General features: G+C 47.6%; 16 protein-coding genes. 14 read left to right on the top strand and 2 right to left on the bottom strand.

Annotated features, from left to right (window positions below; genetic code table 11):
- Positions 1 to 206: 206 nt before the first annotated feature.
- The 8 genes from BM099_RS14975 (at position 207) to BM099_RS14940 (ending at position 7860) form a co-directional block, all read left to right on the top strand.
- Positions 207 to 1319, top strand: coding sequence for a branched-chain amino acid ABC transporter substrate-binding protein (locus tag BM099_RS14975; RefSeq protein ID WP_090728955.1), 1113 nt, complete (start codon positions 207 to 209; stop codon positions 1317 to 1319).
- 111 nt (positions 1320 to 1430) lie between these two features.
- Positions 1431 to 2357: a high-affinity branched-chain amino acid ABC transporter permease LivH gene (gene livH, locus BM099_RS14970; protein ID WP_090728953.1), complete on the top strand. Its 927-nt coding sequence runs from the start codon at positions 1431 to 1433 to the stop codon at positions 2355 to 2357.
- On the top strand, positions 2354 to 3604 hold the full coding sequence (locus tag BM099_RS14965; protein ID WP_415860128.1) for a high-affinity branched-chain amino acid ABC transporter permease LivM: 1251 nt from the start codon (positions 2354 to 2356) through the stop codon (positions 3602 to 3604). Before livH ends, BM099_RS14965 begins: the two co-directional genes overlap by 4 nt.
- Complete coding sequence (gene livG, locus BM099_RS14960) at positions 3604 to 4371, top strand: high-affinity branched-chain amino acid ABC transporter ATP-binding protein LivG (protein ID WP_090728949.1); 768 nt, start codon at positions 3604 to 3606, stop codon at positions 4369 to 4371. Before BM099_RS14965 ends, livG begins: the two co-directional genes overlap by 1 nt.
- 1 nt (position 4372) lies before the next feature.
- Complete coding sequence (locus BM099_RS14955) at positions 4373 to 5074, top strand: ABC transporter ATP-binding protein (protein ID WP_090728947.1); 702 nt, start codon at positions 4373 to 4375, stop codon at positions 5072 to 5074.
- 201 nt (positions 5075 to 5275) lie between these two features.
- On the top strand, positions 5276 to 6202 hold the full coding sequence (locus BM099_RS14950; RefSeq protein WP_090728946.1) for an exopolyphosphatase: 927 nt from the start codon (positions 5276 to 5278) through the stop codon (positions 6200 to 6202).
- A 16-nt stretch (positions 6203 to 6218) separates the two neighbouring features.
- On the top strand, positions 6219 to 7385 hold the full coding sequence (locus BM099_RS14945; RefSeq protein WP_090728945.1) for a PilT/PilU family type 4a pilus ATPase: 1167 nt from the start codon (positions 6219 to 6221) through the stop codon (positions 7383 to 7385).
- A 70-nt stretch (positions 7386 to 7455) separates the two neighbouring features.
- On the top strand, positions 7456 to 7860 hold the full coding sequence (locus BM099_RS14940) for an SMI1/KNR4 family protein (protein WP_090728944.1): 405 nt from the start codon (positions 7456 to 7458) through the stop codon (positions 7858 to 7860).
- A gap of 17 nt (positions 7861 to 7877) precedes the next feature.
- On the opposite strand, the gene BM099_RS14935 is transcribed toward BM099_RS14940, so the two are convergent.
- The gene (locus BM099_RS14935; RefSeq protein WP_090728943.1) at positions 7878 to 8768 is read right to left on the bottom strand and encodes a hypothetical protein; all 891 of its coding nucleotides are present in this window, start codon (positions 8766 to 8768) and stop codon (positions 7878 to 7880) included.
- A 131-nt stretch (positions 8769 to 8899) separates the two neighbouring features.
- On the opposite strand from BM099_RS14935, the gene BM099_RS14930 reads away from it, so the two are divergent.
- From BM099_RS14930 to BM099_RS14910, 5 genes are all read left to right on the top strand, one after another.
- Complete coding sequence (locus BM099_RS14930) at positions 8900 to 10333, top strand: sigma-54 interaction domain-containing protein (RefSeq protein WP_232348806.1); 1434 nt, start codon at positions 8900 to 8902, stop codon at positions 10331 to 10333.
- Positions 10334 to 10520: 187 nt separating this feature from the next.
- Positions 10521 to 12152 carry an acyl CoA:acetate/3-ketoacid CoA transferase gene (locus tag BM099_RS14925; protein WP_090728941.1) on the top strand — a complete coding sequence of 544 codons (1632 nt, stop codon included), beginning with the start codon at positions 10521 to 10523 and terminating at the stop codon, positions 12150 to 12152.
- Between the two features lie 66 nt (positions 12153 to 12218).
- Positions 12219 to 12737: a SixA phosphatase family protein gene (locus BM099_RS14920; RefSeq protein ID WP_090728940.1), complete on the top strand. Its 519-nt coding sequence runs from the start codon at positions 12219 to 12221 to the stop codon at positions 12735 to 12737.
- A 163-nt stretch (positions 12738 to 12900) separates the two neighbouring features.
- Positions 12901 to 13857, top strand: coding sequence for an AEC family transporter (locus tag BM099_RS14915; protein WP_090728938.1), 957 nt, complete (start codon positions 12901 to 12903; stop codon positions 13855 to 13857).
- 2 nt (positions 13858 to 13859) lie between these two features.
- A complete protein-coding gene (locus BM099_RS14910; protein ID WP_090728936.1) occupies positions 13860 to 14480 on the top strand; it encodes an ankyrin repeat domain-containing protein in 621 nt (206 codons plus the stop codon).
- 60 nt (positions 14481 to 14540) lie between these two features.
- Here the strand turns inward: BM099_RS14910 and BM099_RS14905 are convergent, their stop codons facing one another.
- Entirely contained in the window at positions 14541 to 15353 is an 813-nt protein-coding gene (locus BM099_RS14905; protein ID WP_090728934.1) for a helix-turn-helix domain-containing protein, read from the bottom strand.
- 159 nt (positions 15354 to 15512) lie between these two features.
- On the opposite strand from BM099_RS14905, the gene BM099_RS14900 reads away from it, so the two are divergent.
- Positions 15513 to 16838, top strand: coding sequence for a lyase family protein (locus BM099_RS14900; protein ID WP_090728933.1), 1326 nt, complete (start codon positions 15513 to 15515; stop codon positions 16836 to 16838).
- The last annotated feature ends 1 nt before the right edge of the window (position 16839 follow it).

Raw genomic sequence — 16839 nt, 5'->3', positions numbered from 1 at the left:
GCATCGTTTGTTCATCACATCCGCTCAATAACAGAAGCTCCCAACATTGGTGACATTATCGATCAGATAACTTTTCAGAAACCTCGTTTCCTATAGTAAACATTGATTTTTTCTTTTATTTATAGTTTATTCAACCTGTCTGAATAATAACTATAGGGTCCGGGCATCGTTATATCGAGCCAAAGGACGGAGAGGGTATATTTCCCATGAAGAAATTTACACGTACGCTGTTGTCTGTTGGTACTGCACTTTGCTTATACGGCGCAGCAGCGCAGGCTGACACCATCAAAATCGGTCTGGCGGGCCCCGCAACAGGTCCTGTTGCTCAATACGGCGATATGCAGAAAATTGGTGTATTGGCAGCGATCGAACAGATCAACAAAGCGGGCGGCGTCAATGGCATGCTGCTTGAAGGCGTAATTTATGATGACGCCTGTGATCCAAAGCAAGCGGTCGCGGTCGCTAACAAAATAGTTAACGATGGTATTCTCCACGTTGTTGGCCATCTGTGTTCATCATCGACTGAACCCGCTTCTGATATCTATGAAGAAGAAGGCGTATTGATGATTACCGCTGCTTCTACCTCTCCGAGTATCACCGAGAAAGGCTATCAGATGATCTTTCGTACGATCGGTCTGGATAGCATGCAGGGCCCCTTCGCCGCTCAATACATTATTAACAGCGTTAAGCCAAAAAACATGGCGATCATCCATGATAAGCAGCAGTACGGTGAAGGCTTAGCAACTGCGGTGAAAAATGAAGTGGAAAAGGCGGGCATCAAACCTGTAATGTTTGAAGGTGTCACACCCGGCGATAAAGATTTCTCCGCGCTGATCGCTAAATTGAAAAGGAACAACGTTGACTTCGTTTACTACGGCGGCTACCACCCGGAGCTCGGTCTGATTCTGCGTCAGGCAAATGCGAAAGGCTTAGACGCCAGATTCATGGGACCAGAAGGTGTGGGTAACCCGGATATCTCTAAAATTGCCGGCGAAGCATCTGAAGGCTTGTTAGTAACACTGCCACAGAGCTTCGAAAAAGACCCTGCTAACCAAGCATTGGTTAAGGCCATTACAGATAAAGGTGAAGACCCAAGCGGCCCATTCGTGTTCCCTGCTTATTCTGCCATCGAAGTCATGACAGCAGCAATGACAGCGACAGGAACAACCGATACAGAAAAATTAGCTGACTACATCCGTGCGAATACATTCAAAACCACAACGGGTGAGCTTTCCTTTAATGAAAAAGGTGATCTGAAAGAGTTCTCGTTTGTCGTATACGACTGGCATGCTGACGGTACTAAAACACCGGTTCAGTAATGCAGTTAACAATAAGAGAATCTGATCGGTACTCAGTACCGAGTTGATCCAAAATAACACCCTTATTCCGTGATCCGGGATCAAGGGTGTTTCATTATACGGTTCCCGCATATGTCAGAAACACTTCTTTATTTGATTCAGCAGCTTATTAACGGGCTGACTATCGGGTCGACCTATGCCCTGATCGCTATTGGCTATACCATGGTCTACGGCATCATCGGCATGATTAATTTCGCTCATGGCGAAGTTTATATGATCGGCTCTTACATATCCTTTATCGTCATTGCTGGTTTACTCGGCATGGGCATGGTCAGCCTGCCTCTGATTCTGTTTATCGCTTTAGTCATCGCCGTACTGATCGCCAGCACCTACGGTTGGACAGTTGAGCGTGTTGCTTATCGCCCATTACGTGGTACGAACCGTTTGATTCCGCTGATCTCGGCAATCGGTATGTCTATCTTTCTGCAAAACTATGTTGTTTTGTCGCAGGGTTCACGTGATGTCGCGCTGCCTCCCATGATCTCCGGCGGCTGGACCTTTGGCGATCCAAGCTTATTTGAAGTCTCTTTTTCATATATGCAACTATTCATCTGGGTGGCTACTTTCATCACGATGCTAGGCTTAACCCTGTTTATCTCGCGTTCGCGTATGGGGCGCGCTTGTCGTGCCTGTTCAGAAGATCTCGGCATGACCAACTTACTCGGTGTTGATACTAACCGGGTTATCGCTATGACCTTTATTATTGGTGCAGCCCTGGCAGCCATTGCCGGTTTACTTCTGAGCCTTTACTACGGCGTAGTGAACCCTTTTATTGGCTTTATGGCAGGCCTGAAAGCCTTTACAGCAGCGGTGCTCGGCGGTATCGGTTCAATCCCTGGCGCAGTATTGGGTGGGCTCATACTCGGTGTTACCGAAGCACTCACAGCAGCGTACTTTCCTTCGGAATACAAAGATGTCGTTGCCTTCAGCTTATTAATACTCATCCTCCTGTTCCGTCCTAGCGGCTTGCTAGGCAAACCGGAAGTGGAGAAAGTCTGATGGGTAAACTCTACAACGCAATTTTTTCTGCGGGTATTGCTTTAGTGCTGGCTTGTTTGATGATTGGCGTCAAGCTGGACACCGACGGCACAACACTAAAAGTACATGGCGCATCGCCTGAGCAATGGAGCTGGATTATTGGCGGTATCGCACTGGTCTTTCTCTCACAGCTTTTTGCTGATCAGATCGATGCTGCTTTTGGCAAAATCCCTAAGCCAAACCTAAGCAACCTAATACCTGAAGGCGACAAAATGGTGCGGTTGAAACCCTGGCTGCTTGCCGGTGTTTTTGTCTGTATGGTTATCTGGCCTTTCCTGGTGTCCCGTGGTTCTGTTGACCTGGCGACACTCGCGCTGATCTACATCATGCTCGGCCTTGGTCTGAATATCGTGGTCGGACTGGCCGGTCTGCTGGATTTAGGTTATGTCGCTTTTTATGCAGTCGGTGCCTACACCTATGCGTTGCTGTCCCAGTATTTCGGCTTATCTTTCTGGGTCTGTTTACCGATCTCTGCCGGGATGGCAGCACTTTTCGGATTTCTGCTAGGCTTCCCGGTCCTGCGGTTACGCGGTGATTATCTCGCCATTGTGACCTTAGGCTTCGGTGAAATCATCCGTATTCTACTGAATAACTGGACAGCAGTAACAGGCGGCCCTAACGGTATCTCCGGCATCGATAAGCCAAGCCTGTTCGGGCTGGAGTTTTCCCGCCGCCCAAGCGAAGGTGGTACGACTTTTCATGAGTTTTTCGGTATCGATTACTCTAGCACCTACAAGGTGATTTTCCTTTACCTGATCGCCGTCGTCTTGGTTGCCTTCGTCATCTACGTCATCAACCGTCTGATGCGTATGCCGATTGGCCGCGCATGGGAAGCATTGCGTGAAGATGAGATCGCATGTCGCTCACTCGGACTTAACCGTACTGCGATCAAGCTGTCGGCTTTCACAATTGGTGCATCGACAGCGGGTTTTGCGGGCTCGTTCTTTGCTGCCAGACAAGGCTTTATCAGCCCTGAGTCATTCACCTTTATTGAATCCGCCATCATTCTGGCGATTGTTGTTCTGGGGGGGATGGGCTCACAGATAGGCATCATTCTGGCCGCTATCGTCATGACGATTCTGCCTGAATTGGCGCGTGAGTTCTCTGAGTACCGCATGCTGTTGTTCGGCTTAACCATGGTTCTGATGATGCGCTGGCGCCCACAAGGTTTAGTCCCCATGAAACGCCCTGTTCTGGAGTTAAAATAATGAGTCAGTTATTACTCGATGTGAATGGGCTGACCATGCAGTTTGGCGGACTGAAGGCAGTAGACAAGGTAAATATAACGGTAAAAAACCGCCAGATCGTCTCTATCATTGGCCCCAATGGTGCAGGTAAAACTACCGTGTTTAACTGCTTATCCGGTTTTTATATTCCAACCACCGGCAGTGTCCTTTTCAAAGGCAAAGAAATAGCCGGCATGAAAGATTTTCAGATCTCTCGTCAGGGCTTAGTCCGCACTTTTCAGCACGTACGATTGTTTTCCAACATGACGGTTATTGAAAATATGCTGGTTGCACAGCATCGCCATTTAAATACTGGCCTGCTATCCGGACTATTTAAGACCCCCTCATACCGTCGCCTCGAGCGGGAAGCCATGGACAGAGCGGTTTTCTGGTTGAAGGAGGTCAATCTGCTGGATTCGGCCAACCGTGAGTCAGGCAACCTTTCTTATGGTCAGCAACGCCGTTTGGAGATTGCCCGCTGTATGGTCACCCAGCCAGAATTACTCATGCTGGATGAGCCTGCAGCAGGCTTGAACCCGAATGAAACCAAGGAACTGGATGAGCTGATTATCAGGCTACGAGATGAACATGAAATATCTATCCTGCTGATCGAGCACGATATGGGGCTGGTCATGGGTATTTCAGATCACATTTATGTGATTGCACAAGGGATGCCTCTGGCCGACGGCAATGCCGACGAGATCAAGAACAATCCTGATGTCATCAAAGCCTACCTCGGGGAGTCGTAAGATGCTGAAACTGGAAAATGTAAACACTCATTACGGCAAGATTCAGGCATTGCACGATATCTCCATCGACGTACACAAAGGTGAAATCGTAACGCTGATCGGCGCGAATGGGGCAGGAAAAACCACACTGATGATGACTATCTGTGGCGATCCTCGTGCTTCATCCGGGACAATATTTTTCGATGAAGAGGATATCTCCTCTGTTAACACCCCTGAAATCATGCGCAAAGGACTGGCTGTCGTGCCTGAAGGCCGTCGCGTATTCTCCCGCTTGTCCGTGCAGGAAAACCTGCACATGGGTGCGTATTTTCGCAGTAACGCTGAATACAAGGAAAGCCTGGCACACGTACTGGAGCTGTTCCCCCGATTAGAGGAACGCATTGATCAGCGAGCAGGCACTATGTCTGGTGGCGAACAACAAATGCTAGCCATCGGCCGCGCCATGATGAGTCGTCCACGTATGATTTTGCTGGATGAGCCGTCATTGGGGCTTGCGCCTATCATTATTCAACAGATTTTCTCCATTATTGAGAAGCTGCGCGATGATGGCGTTACCATCTTTTTAGTAGAACAAAACGCCAATCAGGCGCTGCGTATTGCTGATCGTGGTTATGTCATGGAGAACGGCCGTGTGGTTCTTAGTGATAGCGGAGATGCCCTGCTGACAAACCCTGAAGTACGTAAAGCCTACTTGGGTGGCTAGCAGACTGCCAGAGTGCCGGACTTAACACTGAACCAAAAAGCCACTCGCTATTTACATAACGAGTGGCTTTTTTTATCACTTTTCTAAATAACCTTCCTAACAACTTTCCTGATAACTTTCCTGATAACTGGGCCTGCATATCGCTAATCCTTGACTATACTGCTTTCTATAAAATCTGGAAGCTAACGCAGGAATACAGGTATGTCCCAATTTCGATTAGTCACCCGTAGCGATTTTGACGGGCTGGTTTGCGCAGTATTACTCAAACATCTTGATCTGATCAACGATATCAAGTTTGTTCATCCCAAAGATATGCAGGACGGCAGCGTAGATATCAATGCAAACGACATTACGACCAACTTACCCTATGTCGCATCAGCTCACTTAAGCTTTGATCACCACTCATCAGAAACGATTCGTAATCAAGGCACAAGAACCAACCATATTATCGATCCTGAAGCACCCTCCGCTGCTCGTGTCGTCTGGCTGCATTACGGCGGCCACGATGCCTTTCCCGCAGAATGGGATGAGATGATGGAGGCCGTCGATAAAGGCGATTCCGCCCAATACAACCAGAAAGAAGTGCTCGATCCTAAAAAATGGGAACTGCTGAACTTCCTGATGGATGCCCGCACGGGTCTGGGGCGTTTTCGTGAATTCCGTATTTCCAACTACAATCTGATGATGGATCTGATCGATTACTGCAAGCACCATTCAATCGACCAGATTTTCGAACTCCCTGATGTTAAAGAGCGTGTTGACCTCTATTTTGACCAGGAAACAAAGTTCAAAGATCAGATCAACCGTTGCGCAACAGTCTACGGAAATTTAGTCGTACTGGATCTGCGTAATGAAGAGGTGATCTACGCTGGAAACCGCTTCGTCATCTACGCCCTCTTCCCTCAATGTAATATATCTATTCATGTACTCTGGGGTCTTAAACAACAGAACACGGTTTTTGCCACCGGTAAATCCATCTTTGACCGCTCGTCAAAAACCAATGTTGGCGAGCTAATGCTGGCCTATCACGGGGGTGGTCATGAGGCCGCAGGAACATGCCAGGTAGACAATGACAAAGCTGAAGACACATTACTGAAGCTTATCGCACAGATTAACGCTGACGGATAAACAGGATTCTTCGACAATGGAATTTTATGATTGCCTTCGCCTGTTAGCGGCGAAAGATGGTTCAGACCTCTACCTGTCCACCGGAGCGCCACCGTGTGCCAAGTTTCAGGGAGCGTTAAAACCCCTTAGCAAAACACCTTATCAGCCGGGTGATATTGAAAAAATAGCGCTACAAGTGATGGATGCCGAACAGCGCGAAAAATTTCAGCACGAACTAGAGATGAACCTGGCTATCTCAGTTGAGAAGACGGGACGCTTTCGTCTGAATATTTTCAAACAGCGCAATGACGTGGCCATCGTTGCGCGTAATATCAAAACCGATATTCCACGGATGGACGATCTGGGTCTGCCGGAGATATTAAAAGAAGTCGTTATGGCAAAACGCGGCCTGGTACTGTTTGTCGGCGGGACCGGCTCAGGAAAATCAACCTCACTGGCAGCCTTGATAGACCATCGTAACAGTAACAGCGGCGGTCACATCATCACCATCGAAGATCCAATCGAGTTTGTCCACCACCACAAAAAATCGATCGTCAATCAACGCGAAGTCGGTGTTGATACCCGCAGCTTCCACAATGCACTGGTCAACACGTTACGACAGGCCCCTGACGTCATCCTGATCGGTGAGGTACGCGATAAAGAAACCATGGAGCACTGTCTGGCTTTTGCCGAAACAGGCCACCTGGCTATCTCAACACTACACGCCAACAACGCCAATCAGGCCCTTGACCGGATCATTAATTTTTTCCCCGACGAAAAACGCAACCAACTATTAATGGACCTCTCGCTGAATGTTCGCGCCATCGTCTCACAACGGCTGGTACATACCATTGATGGCAAACGTGCGGCGGCTATCGAGATCCTCTTAGGTACGTCGACGATCAAAGAACTGATACTCAAAGGTGACATCGACGGTATCAAAGAGATTATGAACAAATCAGAAGCCCTCGGTATGCAAACCTTTGATTCAGCACTCTTTAAGCTTGTCAGAGAGGGAAAAGTCAGCGAAGAAGAAGCGATCAAGAATGCCGATTCTGCCAACAACCTGCGCTTAAAGTTCAAACTCAGCGAAGAGAGCAGTAGCAGCAACGCCGGCGGGCTTAATTTCAGCCTTGAAGAAGACAAAAAAGAGGAGGAAAGTGACGAAGAAGAAGTAGAGCATAAAGGCCAGACAGTATTCTGATTTATACTGTAAACTGCCGATAAAATTCTACTGTAAAATGGCTCCGGCCTCAGGACACCCAGAAACCGATATGAACGACGTGATTGATGAACTGCGTGAGTTGAACCAAGATCGTTTTAACTCAATGCGCCTTCCGACTGAAGATGAATTGGTAGAATTGGAAGAAGAAATTCTTATCTCTATTCCTGCCGACCTGAAAGAGTTTTTACTGGAGGCCAGCGATGTTGTCTATGGCAGCTTGTCTCCTGTAACGGCAACCGAGCCTCACGAACAAACCCATCTGCCAGAACTGACAGCAACGGCCTGGTCACTCGGATTACCCCGCGAGTTGATTCCAATTTGTGAAGCGAATGACGGTTACTATTTTATCGAGCAAGATGGTTCTATTGGCTTCTGGTCAGCAGAAGAAGAGGTCTCAGAAGAGCAATGGGATAATCTGTGGGATTGGATTAGTGATGTATGGTTGAGTAGTTAGTTTACTTTCCACAAGCCTTAATAGGCCTCTATACCGTGCTTTAGCAGCAAGCGAGGCATGACATCATCCAAACGTGCCAGATCACTCACACTCAATTCCATGAGTGTGAGTCCATGCTTTGCATAGGCTTGTAGCTTTTGTTGCTTAATTCTTTGATAGTCAGCATCATTTTCATGCTCCCAGAGCTCAACATATATCTTCCCCGCTGGAATATAAAAAGTACTATATACATCCTCATCAATCGGTAAGCGACGCTCATAAGCATGCGCTATATCAGCCAGATAGAGCCAATTATCGATCAGCACTTCAGCCTTTGAGCGCAGTTGATGCCCATCAACCGCACGAAAGTTGGCAGGGAATTTTTTCCTGAAAGCCGATGTTGCTTCGTTACTAGCCTCATTCAATCCTAATGCTTGCCCAAGGTCTCCTTTCAAGGCTTTTAAAGAATGCTGAAAAGCCAGATTGTGAATAAAAGCAAACGGCCACAGCACATAAGGAATACCTGTTTTTTGATTCTCTTTCTGTACGCCCCCCAGCGCTTTCCCCTGCTCTGTAAGTTGCCAGCCTTTGCGGTGGCGATTGACCCACCCCAATTCAGAAAACACCGCATTGACTTGCCGGGCAGATAACTCAACTTTTTGTCCTATATTGGCGGCACTGTGAAGATCCTCTTTTTCATACGCGACCACTACTTCACTGCCCTCAATTTTTAACTGAGGAGGCCATACAATGTAAGAGCCGAACTTGTCACTCTGTTTTACTTCTCCGCCCTGCTCCCTGCCATTGTGGGTTAATTCCCAGCTGTTTTCCAAACGCACAATCCACCCGGCATTTTCCAATTGAGCAAACAGCGCTTTGCTCGACATGCCGCGTAATTTTGATAAGGCTGTGGTTGATATTTTATCCATGCAGCATTTCCTGAAAGGCGATTAATCAGTGGCGTAATTTAAGACTAACACTTGTATTCCATGCGACATATGAGTACAAATTTATAGACCTAATGCAAACAAAACATTTTTACATAGCAAGGGATGCCTCATTGATAAAGCCGACAAATCACCTGCCAGAGCAACACATCTGCCTGGATGAGTTACTTAGCGGGCAAACCATCAAACAGCATCCTTTTGAGCTACTGTCGAGCCTCTGTGAGGGCGCCATTGCCGTAGACACGGCCTGTCGTATTATCTGGATGAGCCCTAAATATCGGCAGCTGATTAATATACCTGAAGATAAAGAACTCATCGGCACTCCCATTGAGGAACTTCTGCCTAACACACAACTGCCACGCGTCTTAAAAAGTGGAAAACCAACCTTCGTCGATCTGATGCAAATTAACGGTCGCTGGTGTGTCGTCACACGCATGCCGCTAAAAGATAACGACGCCAGAGTGATGGGCGCTATTGGATTTATTTTTTATACCGATCTGGAAAGCCTGAGGCCGCTCTTTGATAAGTTTGCCCGCCTCAAACGACAGCTCGAACAGCAAAAGCTGATTCGCCCTTCCCGTTATGCGTTAGATGACTTAATTGGCCAGTCTGCCATCATCCAGCAACTAAAAAGACAAGCACGCAGAGCAGCACTGCTGGATACCACCGTGCTCCTCCTGGGCGAAACAGGCACAGGAAAAGAACTACTTGCCCAAGGCATTCATCATGCTTCCCAACGTAACGGAGGCCCCTTTGTTGGCATCAACATGGCCGCGCTACCAGAATCGTTAGTCGAAGCAGAACTGTTTGGGGCTGCGCCCGGAGCCTACACCGGTATTGATAAAAACGGACGAAAAGGAAAAATACAGCTGGCAGATGGCGGCACTCTATTTTTGGATGAAATTGCCGAAATGCCGCTTAGCATGCAAGCCAAGCTGCTCAGGGTACTTCAGGAACGCGAAGTAGAGGCGCTGGGATCCAATCGCTTAGAGCACGTCGATCTGCGTGTTATTGCCGCGACATCCGGAAACCTTAAACAACTGGTCGATGAAGGAAAATTTCGTGCCGATCTTTATTACCGCCTGAACGTACTCCCCATCCGCTTAGCACCACTGCGAGAACGAAAAGAAGATATCCCATTACTCTGTGCTCATATTTTACAGAGCATCCAACAACAGGCACAAATTCCGGCACTCGCCTTGACTGATTCAGCATTAGCCTGGCTATTTCAATACAGCTGGCCTGGAAATGTCCGCGAACTTCATAACCGTTTAGAGCGGGGCTGTGTGATGGCAGAAGGCACAGCTATTGAACCAGAAGACTTAGGGGCTCTGGATGACCTACCCTGTCCTGATTCTGCTATTGTCACTGGTATTGATACTGACACTTCACTTACCAGTTTGGCTGAGACGCGCTTAAAAGCAGAGCAAGGCGCACTGCAAGACGCGTTACAACAAACAAGGGGAAATAAGAGTAGCGCCGCTAAGTTGCTAGGTATTTCCCGGGCGACCTTGTATGAGCGCTTAAAAAAAAGTCCGGATAACTAATCAGACCACACACAAACTATACACAAAACGTACAGAAGTGTTTATAAAATCAGACATATAACAATAGCCATCACTGACGATTTATAAGCAACCAACTGATTTTATTGACATAAAACCGACTGGCCTGGCTTTTGCTCTACTAATCGAAAAAGCACTGATATAAAAATAAAATTATGCAGGTACCAAGATGTCAGCTCGTCTAATTTCAGCAGAAGAAGCCGCACTACTTATCAATGATAACGTCACTATTGCAACGGCCGGGTTTATTGGCATCGGCTTCGCCGAAACCCTCGCAAAGGCCATTGAAAAACGTTTCTTAGACACAGGACACCCATCCAACCTGAATTTGGTTTATGCAGCAGGACAAGGCGATGCAAAAAGCCGTGGGCTGAACCGCTTTGGTCATGAGGGCATGATTAAGCGTGTCATCGGCGGGCACTGGGGGCTGGCACCCAGTCTGGGAAAACTGGCACTTGAGAATAAAATAGAAGCTTACAACCTGCCTCAGGGCGTTATCTGCCATCTGTTTCGTGATATAGCCGCGGGTAAACCCGGCACACTGACCCATGTAGGTTTACATACATTTGTCGATCCGGAACAGGATGGAGGCAAAATCAATTCGTTCACTACAGAAGAGATAGTTCAACGTATCGATCTGGCGGGCGAGCCCTACCTTTTTTATAAGGCATTCCCGATTAATATCGCGCTGCTACGCGGCACCACCGCTGACCGGCGCGGTAATATTTCAATGGAAAAGGAAGCACTGCCGTTAGAAACACTGGCGATTGCGCAAGCCGTGAAAAACAGCGGAGGACTGGTATTCGTTCAGGTTGAACGCACGACAGAACAGCATCAGGTAACACCCGACCGCGTCCGCATTCCGGGGATTCTGGTCGATTATGTTGTTTTATCGGAACCTGAAGATCATCCGCAAACTTTTGCTGAGCAATACAACCCTGCGTACTGTGGTGAGATCCGTAGCGGCAACCCGCTACAGCCTATTCCACTCTCAGCCCGTAAGATCATTGGCCGACGTGCGCTGATGGAGCTACGCAAAGGCGCGGTTGTTAATTTGGGTATCGGTATGCCGGAAGTAATCTCCCAGGTGGCCGCAGAAGAAAACCGCCTGAAAGAGTTCACCTTGACAGTCGAACCCGGCGGTATTGGCGGATCACCGGCCAGTGGACTGAGCTTTGGTGCCGTTGCGAATGCAGATGCCATTATCGATCAACCCGCCCAATTTGATTTTTATGATGGCGGCGGCTTAGATCAGGCATTCTTAGGGCTGGCAGAAACCTGCCCCGAAGGCCATATTAATGTCAGCCGTTTTGGTGACAGGCTGTCGGGCTGCGGCGGCTTTATCAACATCACCCAAAATACTCAGGATCTTTATTTTCTCGGTACTTTCACGTCAGGAGCACAACAACTCGACATCAACAACAACCAACTCTCTGTCGTTCAGAATGGCCCTATTCGCAAGTTTCTTGCTGCAGTTGAACAGATTACCTTTAATGGACAGTTCGCTCTTAAAAAGCAGCAAAATGTCATGTTTATCACGGAAAGAGCCGTGTTTCGACTCACGCCAGACGGACTCAAACTACTGGAAATAGCGCCGGGGGTTGACCTGCAAACCGACATCCTCGACCAGATGGATTTTTTGCCCATAATCGATGACGACTATGTGCTGATGGACCCGCGCCTGTTTAATGATGGCCCGATGAACTTACAACATGTGGGCAGCATGCCGATGCGGCATATGCGCTCTATCTGGAAGCGTATGTTGGAAAACACACCAAAAGACAGCGAGTTTGCTGCCTGATTTTTATTGCAGACAACGCAAAGCATGATATCTTGCGAGCATACGTTTTGCACAGCGGAGCTCCTTATGCGCACAATCACTCTGATCCGGCATGCTAAATCCAGCTGGAAAAACCCGGATATTGAGGACTTTAACCGCCCTCTCAACAAACGCGGAAAGCGGGATCTGCCCGCGATGGCTGAACGCCTGAAAAACGCCGGGCTTACGCCGGACAAGTGCCTCTCCAGCGGAGCAACCCGTGCTTTTTTGACCGCGAAAGCCACCAGTAAACGACTGCCTAATCGCCCCTTGATCGAAGTTATCCCAGAGCTTTATGACTCTTGCATGGAAACACTGCTAGACGTGTTACAACGCCATTCAGATAAAGACCACCACGTCATGGTTTTTGGGCACAACCCGGGCTTGCAACGTTTAGGCGAGTACCTGAGTGCAGAGCAGATACCCAACCTTCCCACCTGTGGCGTCATGCATATTCATTTAGGGGTCACCTGCTGGTCTGAATTAAGCGAAGGCTGTGGCACGCTTGAATGGTTTGATTATCCCAAACTGCACCAGAAAGTGACTAAGAAGCAGGCTCAGAAATAGAGCAAAATATTTCTTTCAGGCAGGCGTTAACAGGCTCTTTTATTAGTACTCTTTATTGCAACAGTCTTTATTGCTAACTCTTCTTTTTAATAGCGTTCTTTATTTATAGAATAGCGCTTCCGACAACAGTATCATCCAATTTTTATCTGATCAGGAATCCACAGTGGCCCTTTACTTAGACACGCTGGCTTTTACGGCCAACATCGTGGCCCCGATTTTTTTTATCGTATTCATGGGCGTCTTACTCAAACGCGTCAAGCTCATCGACGATGCGTTTGTCAGCACCGGCTCACGACTGGTGTTTGTTGTTACCTTACCCACTCTGGTTTTTATGAGTATTGCCCGTACCGACTTTCATGCCGTCTTTAATCCGGCACAGCTCAGTTATGTTGCCATGGGTACGCTGATCACTTTTGCGGCTATTTGGTGGCTGGCACAACGCTGGATTAGCGAAGCAGAAAATCTCGGCGTTTTTATTCAAGGGGCTTTCAGAGGTAATTTTGGAATTATCGGTTTGGCGGTCTGTTTCAACTTATTTGGCCAGACGGGATTAGCGAAAGCCTCATTATTACTCGCGCTGATCATCCCTCTTTATAACGTGCTGGCTATTATCGCACTCTCATTTCCGATGAAAAACAGCAAAGCATTATCGCTATCAGGTATCGCTTTAGAAATTCTGAAGAACCCTCTGATCATTGCCGTATTATTAGCATTACCCTTTTCTTATTTTGGTTTCACTTTACCCGAAGTGGCTGAAAAAACCGGCCGTTACTTTGCCAATCTAACCTTACCATTAGCGCTGCTCACCATCGGTGCCACCCTGAATTTGAAAAGCCTGAAGCACTCATCATCCCAGGCATTCTGGGCCACGGCCATCAAGCTGATACTTCTACCCGTTATACTGACATACGGTGCCTGGCTGTTCGGTTTCAGAGAACAGGACCTGGTATTAATGTTTGTGCTGTTTGGCTGCCCAACAGCTGCTGCCAGTTTTGTCATGGCAAAAGCGATGGGTGGCAACGCACAACTGGCAGCTAATATCATTCTGACCACCACCATTGGTTCTGTATTTACACTAAGCGGTGGCATTTATCTGATGAAATTGCTGGAGGTCTTCTAAGTATGCTCGCCCTCTTCAAAAAACAAAAAGAATCCAAATTGTTAAAAGCCATTGAAACTGGAGATCTGAACACGCTTTCCAAGCGCCTTAAACAGATTGATGCCGAATTATTAAACCAACAGACGGACAGATTAAGCACTATCGAAATAGCCATACGTGCCGGCCAGGCCAAAGCACTGGGCATGCTGATTGACGCAGGAGCCAATCTTGAGCACCTAGCATCAACAAACGAGCCTTACCTACTATTAGCCTTACAGCAGGAACACAGCCTGCCACTCATTAGTGTGCTTTTACAATCCGGCGCTGATCCTCAGCAAATAATAACAGTGTCAGATACTCATGCAGTAACGGCCTGTTTTCAGCATTGTTCTTCGACAACACTGATGCTGCATCTTAACCGTTTTATACAATACGGTATGGACCTGAACCAACCAGATTCCCAAGGCTTAACAGCATTGGAGCATGCACTGAAAACCGAAAACAAAGAGCTATTAAATTTTCTGATCGTCTCGGGAGCCAACACGCCACAGGTCTGGCCTGAGTCGACTCCTGAAGCGTTAAAGGTGTATCTCAACCGCTGTGTAGATGACATGCGTATCAGGCAGATGTTTCTGGAGCAGTAACTTTTTTACTGGTTTCCTTCGAGAAATAGCCCTCGAGCAAGTGCAATCAGGCAAGCCCCCTCAAGCAAGTGCAGTAAAGTGCCATTCGGCACCACTCATGGAGTTGCGTACCGCCAACTTGATAGATTCATCAATAGCGTCATCCTGCAATTCATAAAGCCCGCATAGACCCAGCGCTTTCCTGATATCGACCTGCAAACCTAAATACTCCATCACTACACGCGCACAACTCGGCGTACGCATACCATTAGCCGGCACACCGATGCGTAAACCATTTAAACGGGTAATACGGTTTTTATAGCTGGGAGTCAAAATGGTTTCGGTAATCTCATTCGTCGCCAGCGCTTCATAATCCATCATGAAAATCCGGTCGGTAAGAAACAATGCGACGCCAAGGTACTTACTATGAAAAGCAGGCTCTTCCGGATGCTCTTTCAAACGCTCGGTGCGCTGATAATAAAAACCTTCATCTCGTTTTTCGATACATATCAGGTTTCTGAGAATCTTCCCCGGACACGCCATCGACATGTAATACTCGAAATAATATCCAAGATACTTTTCCATCTGCAACGAACCGGCATGACTCAGGGCCTCCAAATGCCGGTCTTCGATACGCGGCAATCCTGATGCAACCTGAACTTTAGGCCGCACCTGAATCAAGCGCTCAAACTGCGTCGCTGGCAGTAGCAGCTCGTATTCCTCAACACCAAAAAAATCACACAGTTTACGCATAGTTTTGGGTGAAGGTTTATAACGGCCACTCAGATAGCGATTAAACTGGGTTCGGTTAAGGTCCACACGCCGGCAGACCTCAGCTATCGAATCATAATAACTACAAAGCAGTTTCAAATTACTGGAAAGATCCTGATACATACCAAAAACCTATAATTTAGATACTCCTATTATAGCGACGCTGTATGACGCACTACAAGCAACAATATGCATCACAAACTGCATCTATGCCCAATCGTTAACTACTACTTAAGTATGCTTCAATATCCTATATAACTATAACTAAGAGCGTAATTCCTAATGAGCAGCAGAACTGAACACGATTTATTAGGCGATGAAACGCTACCGGATACAGCCTGGTACGGAATACAGACCCTGCGGGCGCTGCGTAACTTCAACATCACCGGCGTACCGATTCACCACTTTCAGGATCTGATCAATACATTAACCATGGTGAAACAAGCGTCGGCAGAAGCTAATCACGAATTAGGATTGCTCAATAGCAAAAAAAATGACGCCATACGCCAGGCATGCATGCGCATCAGGGAAGGAGAACTGCATAATCAGTTTGTCGTCGACCTGATTCAGGGGGGAGCCGGCCAATCAACCAACATGAATGCCAATGAGGTCATCGCCAACCTCGCTCTGACCATCATGGGGCACGAAAAAGGTGAATATCAGTATCTACACCCCAACAATGATATAAATAAGTCACAATCAACCTATGACGCTTACCCCACGGCTGCCCGCTTAGCGGTTGTTCTCAGCACGCAAACCCTCTCTCATGCGCTGCGTTCAATAAAAAGCAGCTTTGAAAAGAAAGCGGAGGCGTTTTCCGGGATTTTGAAAGTCGGGATGACATCCACTCAAGATCACACACCGGTTATCTTAGGAGAATCATTTCAAGCGTTTGCGCAGATGCTCGAAGATGAAATCCAGCACATTGAAACAGCCTGTATACAGCTATGCAAAGTCAACTTAGGCTCCACTGTTAATATCTCCTCAATGAGTGAACACAAAAGCTATTCAACTCTGGTGATCAGCCATCTGGCTCTGATATCCTCGTTACCGGTTACGTTTTCAAGCCAGCCGATGGAACCTGATGCAGATATAAAGGCACTGTTAGCCATTTCAGAAATACAAAAACACCTGGCCGTTAAATTGTCCAGCATCTGCAATGATTTATGCCTGTTATCCAGTAACCAGCGTAACGGATTTAATGAGATTAATTTACCCGCAGCACAAGCGGGCTCTTCCATTGCAAGTGACACGACAACAGCGGTTATTCCTGAAGCGGTTAATCAGACTGCGTTTCAGGTGATGGGCCATAGCCTGACAGTTTGCATAGCCGCCCAAGCCGGAAACCTGCAGCACAACGCCATGGAGCCGGTGATTATCTACAACATACTGAACTCAATGAAAATGCTGAGTTCGGCTATCTACATGCTGGATCATCGCTGTATCCGCGGTGTAACCGCAAACAACTCGGAGATGATGACTGCACAAATGCCTCATCGCCATTTACCCACTGCAGAGCAAGCACTAAAAGACAAACTATTGGATGCGACATCATTAAGTCGCTTTACCTCCACCGCCGTGACTCCCTCCATGAAAACAGCGGTATGAA

The sequence above is a fragment of the Neptunomonas qingdaonensis genome, from assembly GCF_900113275.1.
Lineage (GTDB): Bacteria > Pseudomonadota > Gammaproteobacteria > Pseudomonadales > Balneatricaceae > Neptunomonas > Neptunomonas qingdaonensis.
This window is presented reverse-complemented; position numbering and strand designations above follow the sequence as displayed.